Source organism: Alteromonas sp. MB-3u-76 (genome assembly GCF_002831605.1).
GTDB classification, from domain to species: Bacteria; Pseudomonadota; Gammaproteobacteria; order Enterobacterales; family Alteromonadaceae; genus Alteromonas; species Alteromonas hispanica.
The window spans coordinates 47,334-72,220 of the sequence record NZ_CP025115.1 but is presented as its reverse complement, the minus strand read 5'-3'; the positions used below and the strand labels follow the sequence as shown (position 1 = coordinate 72,220).

Genomic DNA, 24,887 nt, shown 5'->3' with positions numbered 1-24,887 from the left:
AGTAGTGCGTTTAGGCGCAGCTTTGCTACAATAAGGCTGATCAAAATTTTATCACTTTTCGGTTTTCACCATGCCCAAGTCTTTCATTTTACATTGTTTAGCGTTAAGCGCGTTATTATTAAGCGTATCGTTTTCTGCTCAGGCTCAAGAAAAATCACAGTTTGCCTACATCGGCCTAGAGCCTGAGATTGTAACAAACTACATAAGCGATAGTTCTCGCAAGTTAGGCTATGTGCGCGTTCAAGTTGAATTGATGATATACGATGTAGACCAGCTGGAAATTGCTGAACATCACATGCCTCTTCTGCGCTCTACGGCAATCGAAATTTTTGGTCAACAACCCGCCGAAAAAGTGAAGTCGTTAAAAGGACGCGAAGACATTCGCCTAGCACTTTTAAAAGCGCTTAAAGAGCACATGAAGCAAGAAACTGGCGGTGAAGTAGTAAAGAACGTGATCTTCACAAAGTATCTTTATCAGGGCGATTAAGTGACTGACGCTACCGGCTTTATTTAGATTTTCCAGACCCTAAGCTTAATACGCCGGCTAACAAGCACCCTGTTATCAAACCAGCTGTATGGGCTGCATTAGCCATATTGACCCATAAAATATCTGCGTAGCCCAATACCAACCACACCAACATAAAACCAACAATGGAATTAGGCAACGATAGCCCCCATTGCGGTCGCAACCACCCTAACCACCACACAAAGCCCATTACGGCGTATACCACGCCAGATAAACCACCAAATAAAAATATGTTGGACGAAACAGGCTCGCTAAATAAGGCTTGTGCTGCGTTTGATACAACTGCCGATACAACGAACACAATGCACAGCATTGATACGCCAAACGTACGCTCAATTTTGGCGCCGAGCATGCTCCACCACAAAAGATTAAACACAATATGCAGTATGCTGAAATGAATAAACGCAGGGCCTAACAAACGCCACCATTGGTTATTTTCAGCCAACAAACCAAAGGGCTGCATGAGCAGCTGTTGAGCAATAGGAGCGAACAACCCTAACAAAGACAACCCGTAAACCAATACGCACAACATAAAAATAAGCGACGTAAACGGGGTTGAAACAGCATTTGCGAAAAGCTGACCAACAGAAAAACTGCTACCAGAGGATGCCAGCTTTATGTTTTGACCGCTATCCCATGCGGCTTGCTGATATTTAGGGTGTGTTGGGTTGGCAAGAAAGTCTTTAGCAATGAGTTCAGCTTGAGCGGTTTGCTCAGCATCTTTGAGCACAACTATAAATTCAGACGATGATTTTTGCGATGAGCCAGACTCGGAGACGGAAGAGTGGATACCTTGGCTATTAAGGTAATTAGCGAGTAAATGCGCAGCGCTTTGCTGATTAAAGGCAATGAGCGGATGGTCCATCTAAGAACAACTCCAAAACACAAAGGAATACTGTAAACACCATATAGGTATTACGTTATTAGTAAATAGGAGAAAGAGAAGAAAAGGTGCACAAGGCACCTTTTTACTGGAACTATTCTGTGTCGACAGGGTTGGCTAAGCGCCACGCTTCGAAACCGCCATCCATACTATAGACAGTCTCAAAACCTTGCTGAGCAATAACTTGGGCGGCTTGTTGACTGCTCACACCGTGATAACACACCACTACCACGGGTTTGTCTTTCGGAGTCTGCTCTACAAACTCAGAAAAATTATCGTTATTTAACGGCTTTGCATTAGGTATGTGCCCATTGGCATAAGACTGCGGGTCGCGAATATCGACTATAGATACATCGCCTTTAAAGTCAGCGACATCTTGTACACTAATGTGTGAAAACGTGATCATGATTGCCAGTCCAAAATAACTTTTCCAGATTGCCCAGAGCCCATGGTATCAAAACCTTTCTGAAAGTCATCAACGCTGTAGGTATGAGTGATTATGGGCGACAAATCTAGCCCGCTTTGCAGCAAACTTGCCATTTTATACCAAGTTTCGAACATTTCTCGTCCGTAGATACCCTTAATCACTAAGCCTTTAAAAATAACTTGGTTCCAATCAATGGCCACATCGCTTGGTGGTATACCAAGCATTGCCACCTTACCACCGTGGTTCATTTTATTGAGCATATCGCGCAGAGCTACTGGTACACCAGACATCTCTAAACCCACGTCGAAGCCTTCGGTCATGCCCAGACTGTTCATGACATCTTGCAAATTCTCTTTAGATACATCGACAGCACGGCTGGCGCCCATTTTTTCCGCTAACGCTAAACGGTATGGATTAATGTCTGTTATAACCACGTGTCGGGCGCCAACATGCTTAGCCACTGCTGCAGCCATAATGCCTATAGGGCCAGCACCTGTTATAAGCACGTCTTCGCCTACAAGGTCGAAGCTGAGTGCGGTATGCACTGCATTGCCAAACGGGTCAAAGATAGATGCCAGTTCGTCGCTAATGTTATGAGGAATTTTAAACGCGTTGAACGCAGGAATAACCAAAAATTCAGCAAACGCACCAGGACGGTTTACGCCAACGCCCTCTGTATTGCGGCACAAATGTCTGCGCCCAGCTCTACAGTTTCGGCAATGGCCGCAGGTAATATGACCTTCTCCAGATACTCGGTCGCCAATGTCAAAGCCTTTGACTTCCTGTCCCATGCCTACCACTTCGCCCACGTACTCGTGACCAACGACCATAGGTACAGGAATAGTCTGTTGAGACCATTCATCCCAGTTGTAGATATGCATATCGGTTCCGCAAATGGCGGTCTTGCGAATTTTGATCAGTAAGTCGTTATGGCCTACTTCTGGCTTTGGCGTGTCTTCTAACCAAATGCCCCGCTCAGCCTTCGCTTTTACTAATGATTTCATGCAATGACTCCCATTTCTTTGCCCACTTCAATAAACGCGTCTATCGCTCTATCGACGTGTTCAAGAGAGTGACCAGCTGACATTTGCGTGCGAATACGCGCTTGTCCTTTTGGCACTACTGGGTAAGAAAAGCCAATAACGTACACGCCTTTTTCAAGCAGCTTGTCGGCCATTTCGCTCGCTAAGCGAGCATCACCTAGCATGACTGGGATAATAGCGTGATCTTTGCCTGCTAACGTAAAACCAGCCTCTTCCATACGATTGCGGAAATGCTCTGCATTGCGCCACAGTTTTGCTCGCAGCTCATCGCCATCTTTCATCATTTCAAACACTTTAAGCGATGCGGCAACAATAGGGGGCGCAACTGAGTTGGAGAAGAGGTAAGGACGAGAGCGCTGACGCAACCATTCAACCACTTCTTTTTTGCCCGACGTGTAACCGCCTGAAGCACCGCCTAATGCTTTGCCAAGTGTACCGGTTATGATATCTACGCGGTCAAGTACACCGCAGTATTCGTGGCTACCTCGCCCATTTTCCCCGAGGAAACCTGTAGCGTGGCAGTCATCTACCATTACCATAGCATCGTACTTGTCTGCCAAGTCACAAATAGAGGCAAGGTCGGCAATCACACCGTCCATAGAAAACACACCGTCAGTTGCAATAACCTTAAAACGGGCGCCTTCTTCGTTTGCCTTAATTAGCTGCTCTTCCAATGCAACCATGTCGTTATTTGCATAGCGGTAGCGTCTTGCTTTACTCAAACGGACGCCATCAATGATACTTGCGTGGTTAAGCGCATCTGAAATAATAGCATCTTCGGGACCTAGAATAGTTTCAAACAGGCCGCCGTTAGCGTCAAAGCATGATGGGTAAAGAATAGTATCTTCGGTACCTAAGAACTCACTTATAGATGACTCTAGCTGCTTGTGAATGTCTTGTGTGCCGCAGATAAACCTTACCGATGCAACGCCAAAACCGTGCGTATCTAAGCCTTGCTTGGCCGCTTCAATTAATTGTTCGTTATTTGCGAGGCCAAGGTAATTATTGGCACAGAAGTTAACGACATGGTCTCCGTTAGCAACATCAATATCAGCTTGCTGCTGAGAAGTGATCACGCGTTCTTTTTTATATAAACCATCTTGCTTGGTGGCTTCAATTTGCGATTGCAAATGCGAAATAAATGCCGCTGACATGCCGTTCTCCGAAATAAATAAAAGTGTATTTTAGTAAAAGCCTAATGAGGGGTATACAGTGATACGCTCTATTTCACAGGAAAGCCGATGAAGTGTGTAAATTATTTAGCACACTTATAGTAATCAAGATGGTAGTAATCACGATGGCCAGACTCGAGTTCTGGATGAAAGTTAGCTAGTAGTGCCGGTCGACTTTGAAAGTTTCCAATATCCACCTTCAACATACTTATTTAATACACTCCAAACCTGATGCTCTGGAATTGGCTTGCTAATCATGTAACCCTGACCATAATCGCATTCAAAATCACACAGTAAGTCATATTGAGCTTGTGTCTCGATACCTTCGGCAACCACCTGCATACCCATATTACGTACCATAGACACAGTGGAATTAACGATATTGCGGTCGTCGGTATCATTGGTAATATTTGACACAAAGGAGCGGTCAATTTTTATATAGTCTGCAGGCAGAGACTTAAGATAGCTTAATGACGAATATCCTGTCCCAAAATCATCTATGGCCAACATGCACCCCATATTGCGAATGGTTTGCATAATATCTCTCGCTCGCTTTATATCCGACACTAACACCGTCTCTGTCAGTTCTAGACACACTTGCTCGGGCGCTATTTCGTTACGTTCGATCTGTTGCTGTAAATAGTCAGGTAAGCTGGGGTCGATAAACTGACCGGCCGATACATTTATTGCTACCTTAATGTCAGGGAAACCACTGTGACCCAGCTCCTGAATCAGTGAGCAGGCTCTCGCTATTACCCAATAGTCTAGTTCAAGCATAAAGGTGGTATTTTCTAAAAGCGGAATGAAGTCTGCTGGCGAAATAGCACCTTTGGTCGGGTGGTACCAACGCAGTAAGGCTTCAAAGCCTATCACTTTACCTGATTTCATGGCTACTTGAGGCTGTAGCGCCAGACTAAACTGGTTTTCTCTCAGCGCTTCTCGAGCTTCAGACTCTAGCTCGACCTTTTGCATTACGGCCAGGTTCATTTTAGCTTCATACACTCTGTAAGCTGCACCTTGCTTAGATTTTGCCGCGTACATGGCAATATCTGCATGCCTCAATAATTCAACAGGGCTAGCTTGAGAATGGCTCGTTATAGCAATTCCAATGCTTACTGAAATATAAAACTTGTACCCTTCGATAATAATAGGGGTAGCGAATTCATTGATTAGCTTGTTGGCAATATCATCGACCTGGGTGCGCTCCTCAATATCAGAAAGCAACACCACAAACTCGTCTCCACCAAATCGCGATGCGATATCACTCTCTCGAATGGGGCGGGATATTCGCATTGCCGCAGCTTTGAGCAGCGCGTCGCCTACATCGTGACCGTGGCTATCGTTTACTTTTTTAAAATCATCCAAATCCATGAACATGAGTGCCACTAGCTTTTCATCACGAAAAGAACGGGCAAGTTGCTTTTCAATCTGAAACGTAAGCATGTTTCGGTTGGGAAGCCCCGTAAGCGCATCGAACATGGCCATTTTTTCTAGCTTTGCTGTGTTGATAGCCATTTGACCGTCAAAATCTTCGAGCTGTTTCGCTAAATTATTGGCTGCGTTCTCTACCACATCTAATTCATCGACAAAGGTTACGTTTGATAAGCGTTTCTGCTTAGCGGCCACGGCATGGAATTCATAAAACTTGTGATCGGCTAACAAGGGGAGCCGCTCACTAATAGAAAGCAACCGCCTTTTATAACCGTTCAAAAAGAGGTAGAGCAGAATAGTAAAAATGAGGAATAAAACGATAGCCGAACCAACAACTACCGCCTGATATTGTTTAGTTTGCTGAACAACAGCCGTCACATCTTGCACCAACAAAAGGTACGGGCGGTTTGCATTACTTTTCGAAAACGGCAGCAAACTTATCAGCAACTGTTGCTCGCCAAGAGTGATATTAACCCCTCTGCTGGTTAGGCGATTAATAGACCAGTCAGGCGGTAAGCTATCGAACACCTGCGTTATATATTGACGATTTGCCGCAGAAAGCTGGCTAGCAATAGATAATGCAGCTTGGCTGCTTTCATCAGTGCCTTGCTTCACGATTGCCACCTTGTGCACACCGGCGGCTCGGTTAAATAAATAAAGTAGTTCGCGTAAAGATGTCGAAACCACCACAACCGGGATAGTGTCATTGCTACTCATTAGCGGAATAGACATGTAGTGCGTGCACACCTTGGCGCAAAAAATAGTAGAGCGGCTTTCTATGTTATTTCGGGTTGCTCTGACAAGTTGCTCCACAGCCTGGCGTGATTGATTGACACTTTGTCCAACAGGACCTGCCTCATCGAAAAGTATTAGCTCTTCGACCTGAAAATTGAGGGTAAAATAGTCAGACAGATTGTCCAGCGTGCGTTTTAGTTCATCAAGACTTTTATATTGAAGCTCTCTTTGCTGACTCACCACATCAATAAGGTTAATCATGCGGTTGTGCAGCACTTCTTCAAAAAGTTGAATTCGACGTTGATGGCTGACTTGGCTTTCTCGCTGCTGAAGCAATAAGCTAGCTTCCGACTCTTTAATTAGTAGTGCGGAGACAACAATAGTCACGGTTAAGACCATCGCCAACAGTATGGTGATGGTCTTAGTCGTGAAAGATACTTGAACCTTCATGGTATCTCTACCACCAATACATCAGTTGCAGAGACCACATATCCCAGTTTTTATCAGCCTGCTCTGCAACATTCAGGTTGAGAAGACTGACGACGCGCGTAGCTCCTTCAACCCAGTGATATTCTCCCTGCAGCCTCCATTTTGGAGCAATATCCCAGCGCAGCCCTATAGTTGTTGTGTCTTGATAACCAAAGTAAGCAGGGACAGCACCGCCAGTAGACTGCTCTAACAACTTTCCATCTCTATCGTTTCGATCATTATCATAGGTGTCGTAACCAACTAATCCGCTTAACTCACTGTTAAATAGGTATCTGAGCTGAACAAAACCGCCTTCCCCTCGGCGCTTTTGATCAAAGTCTGGTGCAAAAAGCCCTTTGCTATGTTGAGTTTCAGAGAGAAGCTCCATGGAGAATTCCCACTGCTCTGCAAAATATTGTGCAGATAGCATGAACCTCTCTATGTTTGCATTACCTGCAAGACGATTATCTTGCGCTGCAGGTGTATAGCTAAAATCAGAATTGAGCCAACTCACTCCCACTTTCCATGCCATGGATGACGGCTGCCAAAACACGCTCGCCTGATGCACAAAATCTTGCTTCGCCTTACCGTTTGCTTCCTCACCTAACAAGAAATTCCGCTGCGCATCGTTTATATGAGAACGACCATAGCTCCAATTTATTTCCCATATATTGTTTTCCCCAAAATGAGTAAAGCTGGTCAATACGCCGTTACTGCCTAACGCAACATCTCGAAAACCATCGAAATACACCGACTGAGGAAGCACGGCGGTGTAACGAGTTTGCGGTACATCCCGGGTTACAGAGTAAAGCCAGTGTCTGTTTTTAAAGCGTCCTGCATGAATGTGGGCTTGCCACCCTGCGCCCAAATCAGGAATTTTCCAGTCGACAAAAAGATAGTCAAGACGTGTGCCTTGCTCAAACCGGTTGCCGCCATCTAGATAGTTTATTTGCCCAGCAATAGATAAGTTTTCAGACAATCGATATAAGCCGTTAATGCCAATTTCAGTGAGTTCTGCAGTAACAGCGTTATTGTCGGTGATAAAACTGCTGTCTCTAGACTGCGTTAACCCTTGAGAAACATATCCATGCCAAGAAAAATCTGACTGAGCAGAGAGAGCAGTAAAACTGCTTATAAGCAGCGAAAAACAAACCAATACTTTCATTTTTCTTCTACCTCTATGCGACGAAGTTTAACAATGTCGTTTTTGTCGCCATAACCAATAGCTCCCTCTGTTGACTCGAGCGCTTTTATTAAAGCGTTATATGTTGATACCCGTACAGGTGTAACACCTTGCCCCGAGTAGGTTAGTTGATCCCATAACCGAGATAGCTGATAAGGAAACATCTGTAAAATGTCTCTACAAAATTGCTGATGTAGTTCGTCGCTGTCTTGCAATACAAATACGGTGATTTTTGTTCCGTCTTGCCAGTATTGGCGATGACCTGTGAATATTTGTCGCAGCTCAGAACGATTAAGCTGAGACACGGTGACACTGTCATGAGCCATTACTTTTAACTCCGCCGCATGTAAAAAAGACGAAGTCATAGTTATTGTCATAACAATAAGAAAAGTACGATAAGGAATAAGAGAAAAAGACTCTACGAGCCGCCTTATCAAGGGCGTTTTCATTTGGTAACAGCTCCCTGTTGTTGAGCAACACTATTTAATGAAATAAAAAGCACCGTGCTTGTTGAAATATTCAACTTTATTTTAGAGAAATAGAGCAATTAAGGTTGCTAAACACAGTGTAGTTACAAGCTGAACAATTTACCCAGAAAAAAGCAAGCTAAACCATATAGCCACTGATTTTTTCTTTTACCTGTTCGATGGAAATTCTTTCCATTAGGTGGCTGCCTTTCGCTCTTGTCCCCCACGGAAGCTTGCGCCATGACTTGCCTTTTTGCTCTTCTATACATTCATTATAAACGGACACAACATCATCAAGATTATTATATGGGCCTGTTCTAAGAGGGTTTGAATGCGCATAGAGCCCAATAACAGGGGTGCCAACGGTGGTCGCCATATGTGCAGGGCCAGTATCTGGCGCGATAACTAAATCTGCGTGTTTAAGTAACATAAGCAACTGATGAAGCGACGTTTTTCCCGTGAAATCCTGTAACTCCGTGGCTGCATGGTGCTTAATGGCGTCAGCAGTCTCTCTATCGAGCTTTCCTGGGCCGCCGCAGAGTATTACATTTACATTTTGTTGTTGAATATAATCAGCAATACTCGCGTATCGTTCTGGCAACCAATTGCGTTCGGCTTTACTAGCAGCTGGGGCAATAACGATATACTTACCTAATTTTTGAGCTTGTTGACGCGCCCATAATTTATCTTCGTCAGACACTGGAATGTCCCATTTCAGCTTCTCTACACTGGGCACGCCGAGTGCATCTGCAAAGTCCATAAAACCGTCTAATACATGGGCATGCTTCCTACTTGCCACACGCTTATTCGCAAATAACCAATGAAGTTCTTTACTGCGTGCCCAATCGAAGCCAATGCGCTGCTTTGCATTGATTACCCGAGACGCTAAGTTAGCTCTAAGCGCCACTTGCATCATCAATAGCGCATCAAATACCTCGTCTTTAACCGCATGCTTAAGTTCGTCTACAGCTGCCTTTCCACGTTTTTTGTCAAAAATAATGAAACGAATATTGGGCATAAGCCTAACTAACTGGTATTCAACTTTACCGATAACCCATGTAATTTCAGTATCAGGCCACGCTGTTTGGATTCGATTGACCATCGCCACGGCATGACACACGTCGCCAATGGCTGATAAACGCATTAAACAAATCTTTTTTCCCACTTAGCGCTCTCTCATTGCTGAAAAACTTAAATAAATCGTTAGAATGTTAAATTTACCATAAGTTGTGAAAAACATGGCGATAATACGACGAGACCTAGGTGCCGGACACCACTTTCTATACGATGACGCCATTAGTGATGCCCTCGATGAAGAACTTGGCATCGACACTTTCACGCCCGAATATTGGCAGTTTCAAAATAAAATTACCGGTAAAGCACAAGGCCGCGGCACTACCCTGTTTATTGAACACAACCATCATCAGTGGGTATTAAGGCACTACCAACGCGGCGGAATGATTGGCAAAGTGCTAAGCGATCAGTATCTGTTCACTGGTGTAGAGCACTCACGGCCATTCGAAGAGTTTAGGCTGCTGGCTGCTATGCGAAAAGAAGGTCTAAAGGTCCCCCTTCCGGTTGCGGCTCGCATCCATCGCCGAGGGGTCATTTACCGAGGTGACCTTATTACCGAAAAAGTTCCCAACAGCCAAGATTTGCATCGCGTTTTATGCCAAAAGCCATTAGGAAAAGACCTATGGCGCAGCGTTGGCGAAGCCATGGCAGCTATGCACAAGTGTCAGGTTCACCATCACGATGCAAATATTCGTAATATCATGATGGATGATGACCAACAAATATGGCTGATTGATTTTGACCGTTGTCGCAAACGCAAAGGACATCACTGGAAAACGAGTAACTTAGACAGACTATTGCGCTCGCTACAAAAAGAGAAAAACAAAAACCCTATATTTCATTGGTCTTTTGATGATTGGCAGTATTGCCTCGATGGCTATCACTCAATGCTATGAGGTGAAAGTAATGAGTTGAATGCAAAGGGTTTCATGCTTGGCCTGGTTTGCTCAGGCATTAACTGTGATACATTAGTGCCGTAAATCACTCTGACTACACAACTAAAAGATTTAACAATATGCATACACGAGCACTCTACCCGGGAACGTTTGATCCAATAACAAACGGCCATGCCGACTTAATCGAACGCGCTTCTAAATTGTTTTCTCACGTTATTATTGCCATTGCTTCTAACCCTAGTAAAAAGCCTCTTTTCACATTAGAAGAGCGGGTAGAGATGATTAAGCAAGTCACAGCAGATTTAGCGAATGTAGAAGTAGTTGGTTTTACAGGCTTGCTTGCAGACTTTGCCGATGAACAAAACGCCACCATACTTATTCGCGGGCTACGTGCGGTATCAGATTTCGAGTATGAATTTCAACTCGCCAATATGAATAGACGACTGAACCCGAAGCTAGAGAGTATTTTCCTCACCCCAGCCGAAGAAAACTCATTTATTTCTTCAACACTGGTAAAAGAAGTTGCGCTTCATAGAGGTGCCGTAGACGGATTTTGTCATCCCGTAGTAGAAGCCGCACTGCGAGAGCGATTGGGAAAGAAATAATCTTTAAAGCTTTGGCTTTTAGACTGTGACTTTTAACCTCATTAACAGGCTGATTTAAAGCTCAGCTTTATAAGTTAGCGCTGACAATGAAGACAGAAAAAAGTGTTTCGCTGCCCAATCACTTTGCTTTGGATCATGTTTCCACACACTTCACAGTTTTCACCTTTTTTACCATAAACGTTAAGGTGCTGAGCAAAGTAACCCGGGTTACCATCGGTCTGAGCAAAGTCTTTAAGTGTGGTTCCACCTTGCGTGATTGCCTTTGCAAGCACGAGCTTAATGTTTTCAGTTAAGCGCTTATATCGCTCAGCGCTAATTCGCCCTGCCTGTCTTCGAGGGTCGATACCGGCTAAAAACAAAGCCTCGTTGGCATAAATATTCCCCACACCTACCACTACGGCGTTATCCATAATAAAGCTTTTTACCGGGCTTTTTTTACCTCGCGACAATGCAAAGAGACGATTATCGTCAAACGCCTCAGTAAGCGGCTCTGGGCCTAAGTTATTAAAAAGCGTCAATGCTGCATTGGGGGCTTGGAATAACACTGCGCCAAAGCGCCTAGGGTCATTTAAACGTAAACATAGGCCTGTGTTTAATACAATATCGACATGATCGTGTTTTATCAGCGGAGTAGACGCGTCAATAACCCTTAGCTTGCCAGACATGCCCAGATGCAGTACCAAGCTGCCCACATCGGTTTCAATTAGCAGATACTTGGCTCTTCGTTTAACATCATTGATTTTATGCCCTACCACTAACGAGACGTCGTCAGGTATAGGCCATCGCATGCGCCGTTCTCGAACAATAATATTGTCGATTGTATTGTTGATGAGATGCGGTGATACACCTAAACGGCTAACTTCAACTTCCGGTAACTCAGGCATTTACTTTTTCCATGGCAGTAGTGTATCTAAACTAACATCTTGTAATGTATACCAGGCATTATCGACTTCGACGAGAGTAGATGAAGAGCGTGGATAAAAGCCGTAAACGCGGCCATTTTCTTCACCGGCCAGCCAAACAACAACAACTAGAGGCTCTTCTCCAGCTACCTCATTTGCCACCGACGGAGCACGTTGTAATATGCCATTCTGCCAACCTAGCAGTTGCACTTCTGGGCTTATTGACGGCGTGTGCTCAACGGTACGCTGAAGCCACTGCTGCCCCTGTCGTATTAGCTGGCTCCCATCATGCTCTATCTTTAACAGATAGGCGTTTTGCGGCAATAAACTGCGAAACTCGGACGCTTTCTTCTTAGGAAGAAAACTGTCTATATTAAACAAAGCAATCATGATCAACATGGCGACGATGACCACATTGTTCATTGCACGTTGTGAAAGTCTTGCCACTATATCGACCTGCTATCATAAAAGTGCTCATATCATAAAGGTTGAACGTTAGAGATACCAATTCAATCCCCTATCACTACTATAATTAAAAACTAAAAGGCGTGGATAGAACAAAGCAGACGATGTTCAAATAGATACTTAAATTTGTGTCTTCACAAAGATCGCTGGATGATCTGAGTATTTCAAAACGCAAAAAACCCGGCAAAGGCCGGGTTTTCGTGGAGACAAAAGCAAGTGCTCTTTCTAAAAGGGCTTTACTTGATTTTTGCCTCTTTGAACATAACGTGCTTACGCACAACAGGATCAAACTTTTTGATCTCCATTTTGCCTGGCATGTTACGTTTGTTCTTATCAGTGGTGTAGAAGAAACCTGTACCTGCTGAAGAAACTAGTTTAATTTTATCGCGCATTGTCGGCTTCCTTAGATTTTCTCACCACGGGCACGAACATCAGCTAATACTGAGTCGATACCTTTCTTATCGATGATACGCATGCCTTTAGCAGACAAACGTAGTTTAACAAAACGGCTTTCGCTCTCAACCCAAAAACGGTGTGTTTGAAGGTTTGGCAAAAAGCGACGACGGGTCGCATTTCTTGCGTGTGAACGGTTATTACCAACCGTTGGACGCTTACCTGTTACTTGACATACTCTTGACATTGTATTTGTCTCCAGAACAACGATAACTGTCGCGCCAGTCAATCCCACCGCTCAAACAGTCGTTGGGTCAAATGACGTATTACTATAAATTAGAGGGCGCATTTTATACAGCAAAGGCAGGATCATTTCAATAAGAAAGTAAAAAAAGGTCACTTTTTAGCTGTTTTTTCCACGATCTTGGTATATCTACTACTAATTACTGTACTTTAATTAATAACCGCAACCCACACCCGATTATTTTTGTGGTATCTTACGGTGAACAATAGGCTCATTAGAAAGCCACAAATAAAGTGGGCGCAAACATACCACGGGTGCTCAAGCGCGTCACTAAAATAAAAAGCAACTATGCGAAAAATAGGTCACGTATCACATGACAAAGTCCATCATTTTTGATGTTCAGCATCTTTATTACCTCCCTCAGTATTTTCCTGTCGCAAATGCACTCAAAGAATCGGGTGTAGAGGTAGAGTTTGTTTTACATCCAGAACCGGGCTACGACGAAGTAAAAACACAAAAGTTAGATGCTGATGGTCTTCAGTACCATTTTATTCCTGATGAATGCACCACACTGTCGTTTTATCAGACAAAAAGAGTAGATTGGATAATATTTGGCAACGTACCGCCTTTTTCAGCGGCAGATAAGTCTACACTTCATGCTAAATTGGCGCTTATGCAGCATGGAATTGGGCCTAAAGCCTGCTATTACAGTGTGTCTGAATATCCCTTCGATGTTCGCTTTGTTGATGACGTATTTATGGAAGAGTCGCTTGAGAAAAAGCGAGATTATATTCTTCAACATAAGGCAGACGTATTAGTGATGGGCAACGAGTGGGAAGGTAAATTTGATGAATTTAGTGATGTTTGTGAAGTAGTTTACCTTCCTAGAACGCCGTCAGTTTCTACTACTGAAATAATCGAAGTTATTAAAGAAAGTCAGTAGCGCGCGATATTATGACAAAAATCTATTTAATCAATCTTGAAAAAAGCACGCAGAGACTCTCCCAAAGTGCATCTCGACTCTCGGCACAAAATATCGAGTTCGAGAGACTAAATGCCATATTGGGAAAATCTCTTTTGGAAAAAGAGAAATTCGCGCATTACAGCAAAGGTCTAAATGAGAAACAGTATTACTATAACCTTTCAGATGCTCAAATTGGCTGCTACCTGAGCCACAGAAAAGCATGGGAACGCATTGCTTCGTCTAATGAGCCTTTCGGGATCGTGCTAGAAGACGACTTTGTACTAAATTCAGATTTGAAGCGTGCAATTGAAACCATTAAAGGGCTTGACGTGCCTTGGGATGTTATTAAGTTAGCAGCTTATAATAATCGTACTCGCCCTATTGCATTCTCATATGAAATCGACAATGAGTTTAAGCTAGTCATTCATAATAAGCCCATGAGTGGAGGCGCTGCCACAGCAATAACGAAAGAAGCCGCACAGCGTTTACTTGATACAACACAAACCTTTGGTCGTCCATGTGACACTGATATACAGTATTTTTGGGAACGGGGGGTTGAAGTAATGTCGCTGTTACCCTATCCAGTCTCACAAGATTTACATTATGAGAGTACGATAGGCGATGGAACAAACAAGCAACATCGCCGACCAATTAGAAGGCTTTGGTTACAGCTTTTGCAAAAAATTCAAAACCATTATTACGTGAAGCTTCAAATTACAAAATTTAAGCGACACGTAAAAAGTTACTGACTGCAAAGACGTCCTAATCGTAGAACGGAGACCTTATTTCAGTTTGATTAATTAAGCGAGCAGGACGCTGAAGCATCTGTCCACCATCTCTGGAGATTGGAACCCATGGGAAGAATCCACGCCCCTTAGACGGTTGGAGTAAGAATAAATCAGTGGGTATAGAGATATAAAAGCCTTTAGTGAAACTACCCTCACCATATTCTTCAGATGATACATTGGTAAAGGCCGCAAAAGCTCCGACAATAATGCCACTGTCAAACCGCTTCGCGTAATCAATGTTAACGCCTCTGTCTTTTGCCAAAAACTGCCCTGCACTCACCGTGATTTGCGTGTCATCTAGAAACTCTGGTTTCCAATAAACGCTGGCATGGCCGGTAATGGCTTCATAATCTTCCGTTGCTAACTGTCTAAACGGATCACGCTGTTTTACATAGTTAATATCGACACCGTAGGCTAGGTTACTATCGACAGGACGATACATTACCTCACCGCCCACGCCTGCAAACATAGTTTCTAAATAACCGGCGTAAACTTGGCCAAACACATTTTCTGCCAGTCTGTCTTTATAATGCAATATTGCAGTGTCTAACCAAATATTATTGTCAGACACGTACTCTCTTACCCGCGTTCTTACTCTTGGAAGAGATACTTCTTCGTTATCAACTAGGTAATTAAATTTATCAAAGTTATCTAATAATGTTACGCGAGCGCTGCCCCTTACTGAGAACTTCTCATCGAAGGCATAACCTCCCCCTAGTAAGAACCCTGTTTGGTACAAGAAAAAGTCTTCAGGGTTCCCAATAGACTGAGTGAAAAAGAAATCTGCGCTATAAAACATCCCTTTCGTGTTCTCTGGATCGTAAGCATCTAAGACTTCTTGTGACGGTTCCGTTCTTACATAAGTTTGCTTTATGTCAGCGTCGACAGATTCATATCGCGCGGCGGCAATAAATGCCTCCGCGTCTACTTGTGTATCTACCATTGGCTGGCCACCACGGTTGTCTACAATGTGGTATGTCTCTACTGAATCCGGTAACTCAGAAGCGGCAACACGGCCAATTCGCTCTATTGCTTCATCTTGGTCACGATAACTAACTTGTGTACCGTAGAATGTAGCCTTGTTTTCTTCTAACTCAGCATCCGACAGCACAAAACCAGCACTGCGAAACATATCGTTATACAAAGCTGACTTATTGACGTCTTCTATCTTTTTAGGGGGGCGCCTAGTCATTAAAGACCGAGGCTCTTCATCGAATTTCAACTGTGATACCGTGTTCATATTGAAGCGGTAAGTAACCCCAAAGCCAATTGTATTGCCTCGCTGATAGTTTAGACTTAAATCAAGGTCTTTATAGCGATAAACCGCACCAATATTCCAGCGTGAGTCTTGCTCTAATTCACCCGCTCTATCTCGAGAATAATCATTACCCTCAAATTCAAGTTTTAATGTGAGCGGCTCCCATGGGGTTTGGTATTCTACACCACCAAAAAATGACGCAGTGCCCTTGAAAAACTGGTCATAATCAACTTTGCCCCCTCGCCCCGAAAAGCCACCTGGACGTTCGCAAAAGCTCTCTCTTAGCTCACAAAAAGGGTTGGTGATATCATCAGCAGTTCCTAAATATCCCCAGCCTAAGCCCAAGTGGAAATCAAACGGTCCTACAGATTTGCTCGCATTGATATATTCACTTTCGAAAAAACCCGTGCCACCGAAGTCTCTAAATCCAACACTGATATCAGGGAGATAATAGCTCTCTTTCCAAAGTCTGAATTTTACATCTAAACCTTTGTCTTTGAGCGTTTGATCTCCGCTAAAAGACTCCACTTGACTATAGAACTGTGTACGTACGTCGGTGTAACGCGCGGTTGCTTCCATCCAATCATACAGCTGGATATTTACAGACCAGAAGCGATATTCGCCATTATCAGTATAATTAATTGCCATACCGCCTTGCTCTCGCATGCGAGCAGTAGGCGTTTGAATAAGCCCGTTACCCCCTTGCACCATTTGCGAAGGCGTTACTTTTATTTGCGTGTCTGCATGAGAAACAGACGATAATACACTGCCCACAACCAGCGCTAATGTTGTTTTTTTTGAAGGAAAATACGCACTCATTGAGGAAGGATCCTATTTACTGCTAAAGCGGCAACGCGCTCATTAAGAAGACTAATTTCGTTGCTGAATAACTCAGATGAGATAGGTACATAAACCTGACTGCCCGGCATTAACTGAGAAAAGTCTAAATTCCAGAGCGCCACGCCCTTACGCTCTATCTCTCCTGAGGGAAGAATAACGTAAACATGGCTTTTATCAGCATCTCTGAGTTTAGCTACGTTATGAGATGCCGTATAAACCGAGGTGTCACTTTGATGTTGATATGCACCGGGTTTAGCGACAGCGCCAGAAAAATGAATAACATTAGGCCGTCCATCGAGTCTTATCCAGTATTTGCCAGGCTGAAACATTGGATTTTCTTCATAAAAAAGTCGCGCTCTATTATAAGATATTGGCATTTTTAAACGGGTAGAAACCGTCCATGCCGCCACCTGTTGATAAAGGCTGCTTAGCGCTTTATGTGTATCGCTATTAGAATCAAAATTACTGAGTAACTCCCTAATATTAGATAACACAACTTCTTTATCGTGTTCCGCAGAATCGTTAGATAAGTCGAATGCTGCAGCGGTAGGCCAATACCACTGACCGCTGTCTGCAACAATAGATAATGCGCTTGACAGTCTTATGGCTCTATCAAATTGATATGTCTGCTTATTTATCATAACAGTAACGAGGTCGCGCTGAGCTGCCGCGATATCGGTAAAAAGAAAAGCTGCTATTAGCAGAGTATGAATTAGCGTTCTCACTGTCCTCGCACTCCTTGCTTATTCATTTCGCGCACTATGCGGCTCAAATACACCATTTCGTATGTATCACCAGTAGGACTGAACTTTTGCGTTGACGCGAAAAGCTCTTTTGTTGTTTTATGTAGGTAATAAACATTTTCCCATGATAACCCTGTGTCAATAAAGGGTGTGTAGTCAGGGAAAGAAACGGTTTCCACAACTTTTATTAAGGGGACTGAATACTCGAGATAGTTACGAGTTACCTCGCCCTCTATTTGCCACGCCGAGTTTACAGCAACACCGAAACCTATATCCGACACATCAATTTTCCGCTTCCAGTTATATGCTAGAACATCGGCACCACCAAGCGGGTTATGTTGAAGGTTACTGGTATAAAAAATATCGTTATCCAAGCCTTCTGTTTTTACAATAACACCGTGATGCATAGTAAAAATAACTTTATCTGCCGACACCCAGCGATAACGATCGCCGTCAATATAGGCTAGCGCCAGAGAGGCTGTATCACGATCACCTGCTTTTATCTGCATTAAATCGGCCTTACTAGCTGTGATTTCTTCGACCGTGTAACTGACTGTGCGATCTTTTAGGGCAAGCTTAAGGGTGTTGTAATAGGCTAGTGTTGTAGTTGAACAACCAGAGATCGCAAGGATAAGAATTCCAACGATCGCAAAAGAAAAGTATGGTTTCATGTAAATGCGCCGACGAGAGGAAAATTAGGGTAGAAAAGTTTCTTGCTACTAATAAAAAAGCCGCTAATTAAAGCGGCTTTCAAAAAATCTGTTGTATTTACTGTACTGTCGGAGCGTAAGTAAATGTCACAGGAACAGTAACTGTAGTAGTTGCTGTAGTTGTGCCAGAAGTAGTTACCGTTACAGTGTTAGTTGTGCCCACGCATACGCCATCTACCAAAGGATCGTCACCTTCACAAGTAGGAGTTGCTGGATCCGGATCAACTACCGTAGGAGCGTCTGCAGAGTTGTTGTTTGAAACAGCAACAAGAACACCAAGACCAACAGCAGCCGATGCAACAACGCCACCGGTGACAACACCCGCACCGCCTGCGCCTGAACCACCTTCTACTTCTTGCGCGCTAACGCCAGCTACCATAGTAGCAGCTGCAAATAATGCAATAATCGACTTTTTCATAACAGTCCTTTAATAAAAATACCCACTAATATCCTATGCTAAATCATTTTTGACGCTTTGACTAGAATATAATCAAAAAATGACCTAGGTTGCTATGATAACAACCCTCTTTGAGCAAAAGAAATAGTTTCTTTGTCTCCCACGACAAAATGATCTAGCACAGGCACATCGATCGTGCTCATTGCGGCTTTGATCTCGCTGGTTAAACGAATGTCTGCATGGCTAGGCTCTGCCACGCCAGAAGGATGATTGTGAACCAAAATAACCGCCGCCGCATTATCTCTCATCACTTGCTTAATTAATTCCCGTGGATAAACAGCCGCACTATTTATCGTGCCTGTAAACATAACTCTGAATGCAATAAGCTGATGCTGACTATTGAGCATTAACAGCGCAAACTTTTCTTGCTCGCAATCTCTTAGCTTAGCTTGCAAATATCGCTTGGTATCCTCTACATTGTTGAAAGCATCTTGACGAGTAAGCTGTATTTCTAAATTGCGACGAAAAATTTCAAAGGCTGCATGAAACTGCGCATAACGGCAGCGGCCAATACCTTTTAGCGACGTAAAGCGCTCCTCTGATGCAGTAACAACCTCTCTTAGTGTACCGAGTTCGTTAAGCATATCATGCGCAAGTTCAACGGCAGATTTTCCTCTTGTTCCCTTCCCAAATAATATTGCTATTAACTCAGCATCACTGAGACTATGAGCGCCAAAAGAGAGTAATTTTTCTCTTGGCCTTTCACTGGATGGCCATGCTTTTATTGTCATTATATTGCTCTGTTTATTCTGTAGCCATGTTATAGCGGAAAACCACTACCTCAACGACTGTATTCTAGGCGGGTTTGCTTAAAGCGGGTAAACCAGCGATTAACCGATATCAACTTTTGTTTACCTATCCCAGATTTTAGCTTCGTGATAGTTTAATATGCTGTTTAACAATCATTTGCTATCTGTGCTTCTTATGACTCTATCCCTTGCAAATAAAAATGTTTTACTTGGCGTAACTGGCGGTATCGCAGCCTATAAGTCACCAGATCTTGTGCGCAAACTCACTGCATTGGGCGCTAATGTGCGCGTTGTATTAACAAGTTCTGCGGCAGAATTTGTTAGCCCGCTATCTTTGCAGGCGGTGTCTGGGAATACGGTACATCAACATTTACTCGACCCTGCTGCAGAAGCAGCTATGGGCCATATTGAGCTTGCAAAATGGGCAGACGTACTTTTAATCGCTCCCGCCACAGCGAATACGCTAGCGAAATTAGCCTACGGTATGGCCGATGACTTATTAACTACAGTTTATCTTGCTACTACGGCCAAGGTATTTATTGCACCAGCTATGAACCAGCAAATGTGGAAGGCGCCAGCGACCTTGGCTAACGTAAACATATTGACCAACTACGGTGTTGAATTTATCGGCCCAGCAAGCGGCGAACAAGCTTGTGGTGATTTAGGGGCGGGTAGAATGGTTGAGCCTATAGATATTGCACATAGAGTATGTGAAGCCCTATATGACATCCATACAATAAATAACAAACAATCTTCAGTACCTATCAATTGCGGCGAGGTACTGACAGGAAAACACGTGTTAATTACTGCAGGTCCCACCCAAGAACCTCTCGACCCTGTTCGCTATATATCAAACCATAGCTCAGGAAAAATGGGGTTTGCTGTAGCTGAAGCGGCAGTTAATGCAGGCGCTGAAGTTACCCTTGTAGCAGGCCCAGTTTCTCTTGCTACGCCCAAAGGCTGTAAACGTATAGACGTAGTCACAGCAGATGAAATGTTGACCGCCTGTACGCAAAGTGCACCTAAAGCGGATATTTTTATAAGTACCGCAGCAGTAGCCGATTATAAAGCGGTAAATGTGGCTGATAATAAAATCAAAAAATCAGATGATGAGTTAACGCTTACTTTTATAAAAAACCCTGATATTCTAGCTACAATTTCACAAAGAAAAGACAGACCATTCTGTGTAGGCTTTGCAGCTGAAAGCCAAAATGTAGAAAACTACGCTCGTTCGAAGTTAGCAAAGAAAAATCTTGATATGATTGCGGCTAACAACATTACTGCAGATGGTCTAGGCTTTAATAGTGATAAAAATGCACTTCACGTGATATGGAACGGGGGTGATAAAAAGTTACCGGCCACCAGCAAGCGTGAGTTAGCGCATCAACTGATTTCGCTGATAGCAACACGTTTTAGTAGTACTCTTCAGTAATGATACTGCTTAGTGTTAATTAGGCTAAGAGATAAGAGCGATGCAGATAAATCAACACGCAGTTTGCTTCGCTTTTGGCCAGTCATGAACTGGCTTACATAACGCGTTAGCTTTAGCAGTGCGTTAGTTTTAATAATAAGAATATAAAAACAATAACTTTTGGCAATAGCCAACTTAACAAGGAACCCGAGTGTAACTTACTCGGTTGCGGAGGAAGTCATTTCGTCATGCCTGCAGTCAAAAAAACCAATCGCAGAGCGCAGATTCTGCAAGCACTTGCTGGAATGTTGGAAACTAATCCAGGACAGCGCATAACAACAGCAAAGTTAGCCGAAAAAGTAGGGGTTTCCGAAGCCGCACTTTATCGTCACTTTCCAAGTAAAGCCCGCATGTTTGAGGGGTTAATAGAATTCATCGAAGAAACCTTATTCACTCGCATAAATAAAATAGTGAATGAAGAAAAAGATTCTTTAACTCGCTGCCAGATGATTTTGCACCTTATTTTAGGGTTTGCAGAAAAAAATCCCGGTATTACGCGTATTCTTAACGGCGATGCGTTAATGGGTGAGCAAGAGCGCTTGCGTGCACGTATAGCAAAACTATACGAGCGCCTAGAGACTCAACTTAAACAAGTGCTAAGAGAACGAAAGCTGAGAGAAGGCAAAACCCTTTCCGCCGATGAAGCCATTATTGCTAACATGCTCATTTGTTATACTGATGGACGCATAAACTTGTTTATCAGAAGCGGATTTACACGTAAACCTACCGAGCAGTTTAACGAGCAGTGGGCAGCATTCAAGCAAATGTTTGTTTCATAAAAAATAGACATCTGGATTAGACAAAACATGCACCATTGCCTAATAGCACTTACTCATTACTCTTAATATCGAGTAGGGTGAGGCTTGCGCCTCATCCCTCTCACAGAACCGTACGTACGGGCCTCGTATACGGCTCCTGCATACTTCATATCACTTGCTAAGTGGCACAATGCTAATTTGCAATCTAGTATCGTGCGCCCTATGGACATCGTTCATTTTCTAACATTGTGGTAACTTTCATTGCAGGGTTTGGCGTTCTAGCACTGAGGCAATCTACCAAATTTGACTACAATTACTTCCCATATACGGCCTGTCTCACCAGACATCACTATTCCTAGCGCACCGATTCGACTTGTCCCGCTGATCAGGCGGCTTGTGTATCAATGATAAAAAAACTCACAACTCATCAGAGTCTTAAAGTCTGCTTCCCCCCTTCGCAATCCATTTAAGCTTTTGGCTAAAATAGATCCTATCAAACACAATGCTGATAGTCGGCTTGGTTTTACCCTCCACACCATTACTGGCTTTCATCGGCCTAGCCTTACTCACTACTACGGGTTCATCTGCCACCTCACACTCGCAACATTCTTGGATCACTCCTTGAACGATACGTCCAACCATTTGATTGGATCCAATGCCAGGCTTCCCCAGTTACTGCACTGGTTCCCTGTTAGAAATTCCACCCTCAAACACAAAACAGGTCTGACTGAGTATCGGGCTTCGCGCTATTTTGCACGCTTACCCACCTGCCTTGCCGAATCAGGTTCACTTTCGTTGTGTACCTCTAACTTCCTATGGCTTCCTTCAGACCCTATCGTTGGCCAACAGCGCCCTTGCCATTCGGATTATCTTCCCCTCAGTCAGGGTGATTCAGGTTTCTTTCAACCTGACGGGTTTGCCAGATTCGCTGGGCAAACAAAAAACGGCGCATGACGCGCCGCTTTATTAATGTTACTGTACCTTACTTACCAAACGTATCGCCAAAGAAGTCACCTTCATTCCACTGAGGCTTAGCTTCTTGATTGGCTAACGTCCAACCTATTTGAGCATTCACCTTGGTAAAGGTTTCAGCTGCTTTCCAATTAAATGGCTGGTTAATGTCATCGCTAGGCTTGTGATAGTGAGTCGACAAAAACTGCCCAAACACTTTGCTGCCATCTACGCTTGGATCTTTTGATTTAAGACCTGGTACCATGAAAACAGCAGGAACGCCCTGTTTTACAAATGCATAATGGTCTGAACGAGTAAATAAAGCCTGTTCTGGCCATGGATCAGGGCTTAACTCAATATCAGCGTTGGCCGCTGCTCTTTCTACAGACTTCTGTAAATCACTATGGTTAGCACCAAATGCAATTACATCTGCAAACTCATAGGTTAAAATAGGCATATCAAGGTTTACGTTAGCCACCATAGACGTTACCGGAACTGTTGGATTGCGAGCAAAATAATCAGCTCCCAGTAGACCCTTTTCTTCGCCCGTAACAGATACAAACAAAATTGAGCGCTTGGGCTTTTCTTCCATTTCACTGAACAGTCGCGCTGTTTCTAGCATTACAGATGTGCCCGAAGCATTATCCATAGCACCGTTATTAATGTTGTCTTTCTTAACTGTTTTCGCAAAACCAATATGGTCAGAGTGAGCAGAAAACACTACGTACTCGTTTTTCAACTCAGGATCTGAACCTTCGAGCATACCGACAACATTAGGACTTGTGATGGTGTCATGCGTGCTTGTTTTGCTGATATCTACTACACCTTCTAACGCGAACCCCTTAGGAACTTTATCCGCTTCAAGATCAGCATATATCTCATCTAAGCTGCGCTCAGCGCCTTCAAATAACGTTCTAGCTGCGCCTTCGCTCATGTAGGCGCCGCCTTTAAGCTGAGGAAAGCTGTTAGCAGGTTCATTGTTATCATTCAGCCATGCCATACGCGGTGTATGGATGTAACTTAAACGGCTTTGATACGGACGAACCTTTTCGTTTTTAGGTGTAGTAATGGTAATCATGCCAATGGCGCCATTATCTACGGCATACTTTTGCTTTTGATAACCTGAAGCAAAGTGTGCCCCTTCTTCAGATGGAAAGTCGCTGGGTTTACCAGCTAACGTAACCACTATTTTGCCGTCTACATCTAAGCCTTCATAATCGTTGTGCGATAGTTCGTCGGCAATAATGCCATACCCCACAAATACAATTTCACCCTCTAGTTTTGCCTCTTCGCTCAATAAGCTAGGACCAGCGAGATATTGTTTGGGATAAGCAAAATCTACGGTATTACCGTTTTTCGTTAACGTAAACTGAGGAGATTCTTGAACTAAGTTTGCCTTGCGAAAAGAGACATTTTGGATGAATCCATCGGTACCCGCTGGCGTTAAGCCATACTTTGCAAATTCTGTTGCAATATAAAGCGCAGCAATATCGTGTCCACGAGAGCCGGTATCGCGGCCCTCCAACAAGTCATCGGCTAAGAAAAAGAGATGAGATTTGATGCGCTGAGTATCAGGGCTAAATACATTTTCTGTCGCTGCATGCTTTGCAGACGAATGGCCATGTGCACCCACAGCAAAAGTCATTGCTGTCATTACACTGCCTAGGAGTAGTTTTTTTATCATTTTGTTCCACCGTGTTTTGTTTACACCAAGCTTTTATTCAAGTGTAACGCTGTAAGCAATATGTTAACGCAGTTTATAGCGGGAATGCTATGCGACGTATTTCGTTTAACACAGGTTTTCTGCCATTGCTCGCATATGAGAGTCGTTATAAAATTTAAAAATAAATAAGTGGTCAAATACTCGAATATTGCGCCTCATAAACAAGGCGTAATGATAAGTATGGTTTTTAAATGACAAGAGCAGCACATGGCTAACGAAGAGTTGTTATACCGCATTCAATTTATTAGTAACGGCGAACGTTACGAGCTTTACGTAAAAACCCTTATGCAAGGCAGTTTATTCGGCTTTGTTGAAATTGGTGATTTTGTTTGGGATACGCATACCAGTGTTGTGCTTGATCCTAGCCACGAGAAATTAAAATCTGAATTTTCAGGAGTAACAAAAACTTATATTCCGATGCACAATGTACTTCGCATTGACGCCGTAAATAAAAAAGGTTCGGCCAAAATTACTCAATTGGAAAATAAATCTGATAAAGTAACTGTCTTTCCTAGCCCAATTTATACACCAACTAAAGAGTAACGCGCCGGGGTTTCCGGT

General features: G+C 43.5%; 27 protein-coding genes and 1 pseudogene. 9 read left to right on the top strand and 19 right to left on the bottom strand.

From position 1 onward, the window contains the following. Nucleotides 1–70 precede the first annotated feature (70 nt). Nucleotides 71–487 carry a flagellar basal body-associated protein FliL gene (locus tag CW735_RS00350; RefSeq protein WP_071978186.1) on the top strand — a complete coding sequence of 139 codons (417 nt, stop codon included), beginning with the start codon at nucleotides 71–73 and terminating at the stop codon, nucleotides 485–487. Between the two features lie 19 nt (nucleotides 488–506). On the opposite strand, the gene glpG is transcribed toward CW735_RS00350, so the two are convergent. The 8 genes from glpG to CW735_RS00310 all read right to left on the bottom strand — a co-directional run bounded on the left by glpG (nucleotide 507) and on the right by CW735_RS00310 (nucleotide 9,479). Continuing rightward, a complete protein-coding gene (gene glpG / locus CW735_RS00345; RefSeq protein ID WP_071978185.1) occupies nucleotides 507–1,391 on the bottom strand; it encodes a rhomboid family intramembrane serine protease GlpG in 885 nt (294 codons plus the stop codon). Between the two features lie 112 nt (nucleotides 1,392–1,503). Beyond that, a complete protein-coding gene (glpE, locus tag CW735_RS00340; protein WP_071978184.1) occupies nucleotides 1,504–1,815 on the bottom strand; it encodes a thiosulfate sulfurtransferase GlpE in 312 nt (103 codons plus the stop codon). Beyond that, nucleotides 1,812–2,840 (bottom strand): L-threonine 3-dehydrogenase, encoded by a 1,029-nt coding sequence (tdh, locus tag CW735_RS00335; RefSeq protein WP_071978183.1) that lies wholly within the window; start codon nucleotides 2,838–2,840, stop codon nucleotides 1,812–1,814. Before tdh ends, glpE begins: the two co-directional genes overlap by 4 nt. Continuing rightward, entirely contained in the window at nucleotides 2,837–4,033 is a 1,197-nt protein-coding gene (locus CW735_RS00330; RefSeq protein ID WP_071978182.1) for a glycine C-acetyltransferase, read from the bottom strand. The genes tdh and CW735_RS00330 overlap by 4 nt, the downstream gene beginning before the upstream one ends. A 171-nt stretch (nucleotides 4,034–4,204) precedes the next feature. After that, complete coding sequence (locus CW735_RS00325) at nucleotides 4,205–6,667, bottom strand: putative bifunctional diguanylate cyclase/phosphodiesterase (protein ID WP_071978181.1); 2,463 nt, start codon at nucleotides 6,665–6,667, stop codon at nucleotides 4,205–4,207. 7 nt (nucleotides 6,668–6,674) lie between these two features. Next, complete coding sequence (locus CW735_RS00320) at nucleotides 6,675–7,850, bottom strand: hypothetical protein (RefSeq protein WP_100970663.1); 1,176 nt, start codon at nucleotides 7,848–7,850, stop codon at nucleotides 6,675–6,677. After that, nucleotides 7,847–8,317 (bottom strand): hypothetical protein, encoded by a 471-nt coding sequence (locus tag CW735_RS00315; RefSeq protein ID WP_071978179.1) that lies wholly within the window; start codon nucleotides 8,315–8,317, stop codon nucleotides 7,847–7,849. The genes CW735_RS00320 and CW735_RS00315 overlap by 4 nt, the downstream gene beginning before the upstream one ends. Before the next feature lie 157 nt (nucleotides 8,318–8,474). Further along, nucleotides 8,475–9,479 (bottom strand): glycosyltransferase family 9 protein, encoded by a 1,005-nt coding sequence (locus CW735_RS00310; RefSeq protein WP_100970662.1) that lies wholly within the window; start codon nucleotides 9,477–9,479, stop codon nucleotides 8,475–8,477. 94 nt (nucleotides 9,480–9,573) lie between these two features. Here CW735_RS00310 and CW735_RS00305 point away from each other — a divergent pair, with 94 nt between their 5' ends. Further along, nucleotides 9,574–10,305 (top strand): 3-deoxy-D-manno-octulosonic acid kinase, encoded by a 732-nt coding sequence (locus CW735_RS00305; RefSeq protein ID WP_232368332.1) that lies wholly within the window; start codon nucleotides 9,574–9,576, stop codon nucleotides 10,303–10,305. A gap of 119 nt (nucleotides 10,306–10,424) precedes the next feature. After that, nucleotides 10,425–10,910 (top strand): pantetheine-phosphate adenylyltransferase, encoded by a 486-nt coding sequence (coaD, locus tag CW735_RS00300; protein ID WP_071978177.1) that lies wholly within the window; start codon nucleotides 10,425–10,427, stop codon nucleotides 10,908–10,910. A 74-nt stretch (nucleotides 10,911–10,984) separates the two neighbouring features. Here the strand turns inward: coaD and mutM are convergent, their stop codons facing one another. From mutM to rpmB, 4 genes are all read right to left on the bottom strand, one after another. Further along, nucleotides 10,985–11,794 (bottom strand): bifunctional DNA-formamidopyrimidine glycosylase/DNA-(apurinic or apyrimidinic site) lyase, encoded by an 810-nt coding sequence (mutM, locus tag CW735_RS00295; RefSeq protein WP_071978176.1) that lies wholly within the window; start codon nucleotides 11,792–11,794, stop codon nucleotides 10,985–10,987. Next, on the bottom strand, nucleotides 11,795–12,259 hold the full coding sequence (locus tag CW735_RS00290) for a hypothetical protein (RefSeq protein ID WP_071978175.1): 465 nt from the start codon (nucleotides 12,257–12,259) through the stop codon (nucleotides 11,795–11,797). Nucleotides 12,260–12,513: 254 nt separating this feature from the next. Continuing rightward, nucleotides 12,514–12,669 carry a 50S ribosomal protein L33 gene (gene rpmG, locus CW735_RS00285; protein ID WP_013786148.1) on the bottom strand — a complete coding sequence of 52 codons (156 nt, stop codon included), beginning with the start codon at nucleotides 12,667–12,669 and terminating at the stop codon, nucleotides 12,514–12,516. An 11-nt stretch (nucleotides 12,670–12,680) separates the two neighbouring features. Continuing rightward, entirely contained in the window at nucleotides 12,681–12,917 is a 237-nt protein-coding gene (gene rpmB, locus CW735_RS00280; RefSeq protein ID WP_032094753.1) for a 50S ribosomal protein L28, read from the bottom strand. A gap of 730 nt (nucleotides 12,918–13,647) precedes the next feature. Between rpmB and CW735_RS00275 the strand changes: the two are divergent. After that, a pseudogene (locus CW735_RS00275) lies at nucleotides 13,648–13,857 on the top strand (glycerol-3-phosphate cytidylyltransferase); the annotation flags it as partial. An 11-nt stretch (nucleotides 13,858–13,868) separates the two neighbouring features. Next, nucleotides 13,869–14,627 carry a glycosyltransferase family 25 protein gene (locus tag CW735_RS00270; protein WP_071978174.1) on the top strand — a complete coding sequence of 253 codons (759 nt, stop codon included), beginning with the start codon at nucleotides 13,869–13,871 and terminating at the stop codon, nucleotides 14,625–14,627. Nucleotides 14,628–14,640: 13 nt separating this feature from the next. Here CW735_RS00270 and CW735_RS00265 read toward each other — a convergent pair whose 3' ends face one another. From CW735_RS00265 to radC, 5 genes are all read right to left on the bottom strand, one after another. After that, nucleotides 14,641–16,743: a YjbH domain-containing protein gene (locus tag CW735_RS00265; RefSeq protein ID WP_071978173.1), complete on the bottom strand. Its 2,103-nt coding sequence runs from the start codon at nucleotides 16,741–16,743 to the stop codon at nucleotides 14,641–14,643. Further along, nucleotides 16,740–17,489, bottom strand: coding sequence for a capsule biosynthesis GfcC family protein (locus CW735_RS00260; protein ID WP_232230532.1), 750 nt, complete (start codon nucleotides 17,487–17,489; stop codon nucleotides 16,740–16,742). The genes CW735_RS00265 and CW735_RS00260 overlap by 4 nt, the downstream gene beginning before the upstream one ends. After that, nucleotides 17,486–18,178, bottom strand: coding sequence for a YjbF family lipoprotein (locus CW735_RS00255; RefSeq protein ID WP_071978172.1), 693 nt, complete (start codon nucleotides 18,176–18,178; stop codon nucleotides 17,486–17,488). The genes CW735_RS00260 and CW735_RS00255 overlap by 4 nt, the downstream gene beginning before the upstream one ends. A gap of 97 nt (nucleotides 18,179–18,275) precedes the next feature. After that, nucleotides 18,276–18,635 (bottom strand): hypothetical protein, encoded by a 360-nt coding sequence (locus CW735_RS00250; protein ID WP_071978171.1) that lies wholly within the window; start codon nucleotides 18,633–18,635, stop codon nucleotides 18,276–18,278. Nucleotides 18,636–18,727: 92 nt separating this feature from the next. Continuing rightward, a complete protein-coding gene (gene radC, locus CW735_RS00245) occupies nucleotides 18,728–19,405 on the bottom strand; it encodes a RadC family protein (protein WP_071978170.1) in 678 nt (225 codons plus the stop codon). A gap of 157 nt (nucleotides 19,406–19,562) precedes the next feature. Here radC and coaBC point away from each other — a divergent pair, with 157 nt between their 5' ends. Both coaBC and slmA read left to right on the top strand, forming a co-directional pair. After that, a complete protein-coding gene (gene coaBC / locus CW735_RS00240; RefSeq protein ID WP_232230531.1) occupies nucleotides 19,563–20,855 on the top strand; it encodes a bifunctional phosphopantothenoylcysteine decarboxylase/phosphopantothenate--cysteine ligase CoaBC in 1,293 nt (430 codons plus the stop codon). 227 nt (nucleotides 20,856–21,082) lie between these two features. Continuing rightward, the gene (slmA, locus tag CW735_RS00230) at nucleotides 21,083–21,673 is read left to right on the top strand and encodes a nucleoid occlusion factor SlmA (protein WP_071978168.1); all 591 of its coding nucleotides are present in this window, start codon (nucleotides 21,083–21,085) and stop codon (nucleotides 21,671–21,673) included. Nucleotides 21,674–22,087: 414 nt separating this feature from the next. Here the strand turns inward: slmA and CW735_RS00225 are convergent, their stop codons facing one another. After that, nucleotides 22,088–22,294 (bottom strand): hypothetical protein, encoded by a 207-nt coding sequence (locus tag CW735_RS00225; RefSeq protein WP_015068459.1) that lies wholly within the window; start codon nucleotides 22,292–22,294, stop codon nucleotides 22,088–22,090. On the opposite strand from CW735_RS00225, the gene CW735_RS19450 reads away from it, so the two are divergent. Next, complete coding sequence (locus CW735_RS19450) at nucleotides 22,295–22,606, top strand: hypothetical protein (RefSeq protein ID WP_157812623.1); 312 nt, start codon at nucleotides 22,295–22,297, stop codon at nucleotides 22,604–22,606. It abuts the gene before it with no gap. Between the two features lie 28 nt (nucleotides 22,607–22,634). On the opposite strand, the gene CW735_RS00215 is transcribed toward CW735_RS19450, so the two are convergent. Continuing rightward, nucleotides 22,635–24,287 (bottom strand): M28 family metallopeptidase, encoded by a 1,653-nt coding sequence (locus CW735_RS00215; protein WP_071978167.1) that lies wholly within the window; start codon nucleotides 24,285–24,287, stop codon nucleotides 22,635–22,637. A gap of 246 nt (nucleotides 24,288–24,533) precedes the next feature. Between CW735_RS00215 and CW735_RS00210 the strand changes: the two genes are divergently transcribed. After that, nucleotides 24,534–24,869, top strand: coding sequence for a DUF1820 family protein (locus CW735_RS00210; protein ID WP_071978166.1), 336 nt, complete (start codon nucleotides 24,534–24,536; stop codon nucleotides 24,867–24,869). Nucleotides 24,870–24,887: the final 18 nt, after the last annotated feature.

What these genes read in the sequence shown, in the direction of transcription:
- CW735_RS00330 (WP_071978182.1), bottom strand. Translation starts at nt 4,033, where the DNA reads ATGTCAGCGGCATTTATTTCGCATTTGCAATCGCAAATTGAAGCCACC.
- rpmG (WP_013786148.1), bottom strand. Translation starts at nt 12,669, where the DNA reads ATGCGCGATAAAATTAAACTAGTTTCTTCAGCAGGTACAGGTTTCTTC.
- slmA (WP_071978168.1), top strand. Translation starts at nt 21,083, where the DNA reads ATGCCTGCAGTCAAAAAAACCAATCGCAGAGCGCAGATTCTGCAAGCA.
- CW735_RS00225 (WP_015068459.1), bottom strand. Translation starts at nt 22,294, where the DNA reads ATGGTTGGACGTATCGTTCAAGGAGTGATCCAAGAATGTTGCGAGTGT.
- CW735_RS00270 (WP_071978174.1), top strand. Translation starts at nt 13,869, where the DNA reads ATGACAAAAATCTATTTAATCAATCTTGAAAAAAGCACGCAGAGACTC.
- CW735_RS00310 (WP_100970662.1), bottom strand. Translation starts at nt 9,479, where the DNA reads ATGCGTTTATCAGCCATTGGCGACGTGTGTCATGCCGTGGCGATGGTC.
- tdh (WP_071978183.1), bottom strand. Translation starts at nt 2,840, where the DNA reads ATGAAATCATTAGTAAAAGCGAAGGCTGAGCGGGGCATTTGGTTAGAA.
- rpmB (WP_032094753.1), bottom strand. Translation starts at nt 12,917, where the DNA reads ATGTCAAGAGTATGTCAAGTAACAGGTAAGCGTCCAACGGTTGGTAAT.
- CW735_RS00255 (WP_071978172.1), bottom strand. Translation starts at nt 18,178, where the DNA reads ATGAAACCATACTTTTCTTTTGCGATCGTTGGAATTCTTATCCTTGCG.
- coaD (WP_071978177.1), top strand. Translation starts at nt 10,425, where the DNA reads ATGCATACACGAGCACTCTACCCGGGAACGTTTGATCCAATAACAAAC.
- mutM (WP_071978176.1), bottom strand. Translation starts at nt 11,794, where the DNA reads ATGCCTGAGTTACCGGAAGTTGAAGTTAGCCGTTTAGGTGTATCACCG.
- CW735_RS00325 (WP_071978181.1), bottom strand. Translation starts at nt 6,667, where the DNA reads ATGAAGGTTCAAGTATCTTTCACGACTAAGACCATCACCATACTGTTG.
- CW735_RS00265 (WP_071978173.1), bottom strand. Translation starts at nt 16,743, where the DNA reads ATGAGTGCGTATTTTCCTTCAAAAAAAACAACATTAGCGCTGGTTGTG.
- CW735_RS00215 (WP_071978167.1), bottom strand. Translation starts at nt 24,287, where the DNA reads ATGATAAAAAAACTACTCCTAGGCAGTGTAATGACAGCAATGACTTTT.
- glpE (WP_071978184.1), bottom strand. Translation starts at nt 1,815, where the DNA reads ATGATCACGTTTTCACACATTAGTGTACAAGATGTCGCTGACTTTAAA.
- coaBC (WP_232230531.1), top strand. Translation starts at nt 19,563, where the DNA reads ATGCTGTTTAACAATCATTTGCTATCTGTGCTTCTTATGACTCTATCC.
- CW735_RS00305 (WP_232368332.1), top strand. Translation starts at nt 9,574, where the DNA reads ATGGCGATAATACGACGAGACCTAGGTGCCGGACACCACTTTCTATAC.
- glpG (WP_071978185.1), bottom strand. Translation starts at nt 1,391, where the DNA reads ATGGACCATCCGCTCATTGCCTTTAATCAGCAAAGCGCTGCGCATTTA.
- CW735_RS00320 (WP_100970663.1), bottom strand. Translation starts at nt 7,850, where the DNA reads ATGAAAGTATTGGTTTGTTTTTCGCTGCTTATAAGCAGTTTTACTGCT.
- CW735_RS00350 (WP_071978186.1), top strand. Translation starts at nt 71, where the DNA reads ATGCCCAAGTCTTTCATTTTACATTGTTTAGCGTTAAGCGCGTTATTA.
- radC (WP_071978170.1), bottom strand. Translation starts at nt 19,405, where the DNA reads ATGACAATAAAAGCATGGCCATCCAGTGAAAGGCCAAGAGAAAAATTA.
- CW735_RS00210 (WP_071978166.1), top strand. Translation starts at nt 24,534, where the DNA reads ATGGCTAACGAAGAGTTGTTATACCGCATTCAATTTATTAGTAACGGC.
- CW735_RS00250 (WP_071978171.1), bottom strand. Translation starts at nt 18,635, where the DNA reads ATGAAAAAGTCGATTATTGCATTATTTGCAGCTGCTACTATGGTAGCT.
- CW735_RS00315 (WP_071978179.1), bottom strand. Translation starts at nt 8,317, where the DNA reads ATGAAAACGCCCTTGATAAGGCGGCTCGTAGAGTCTTTTTCTCTTATT.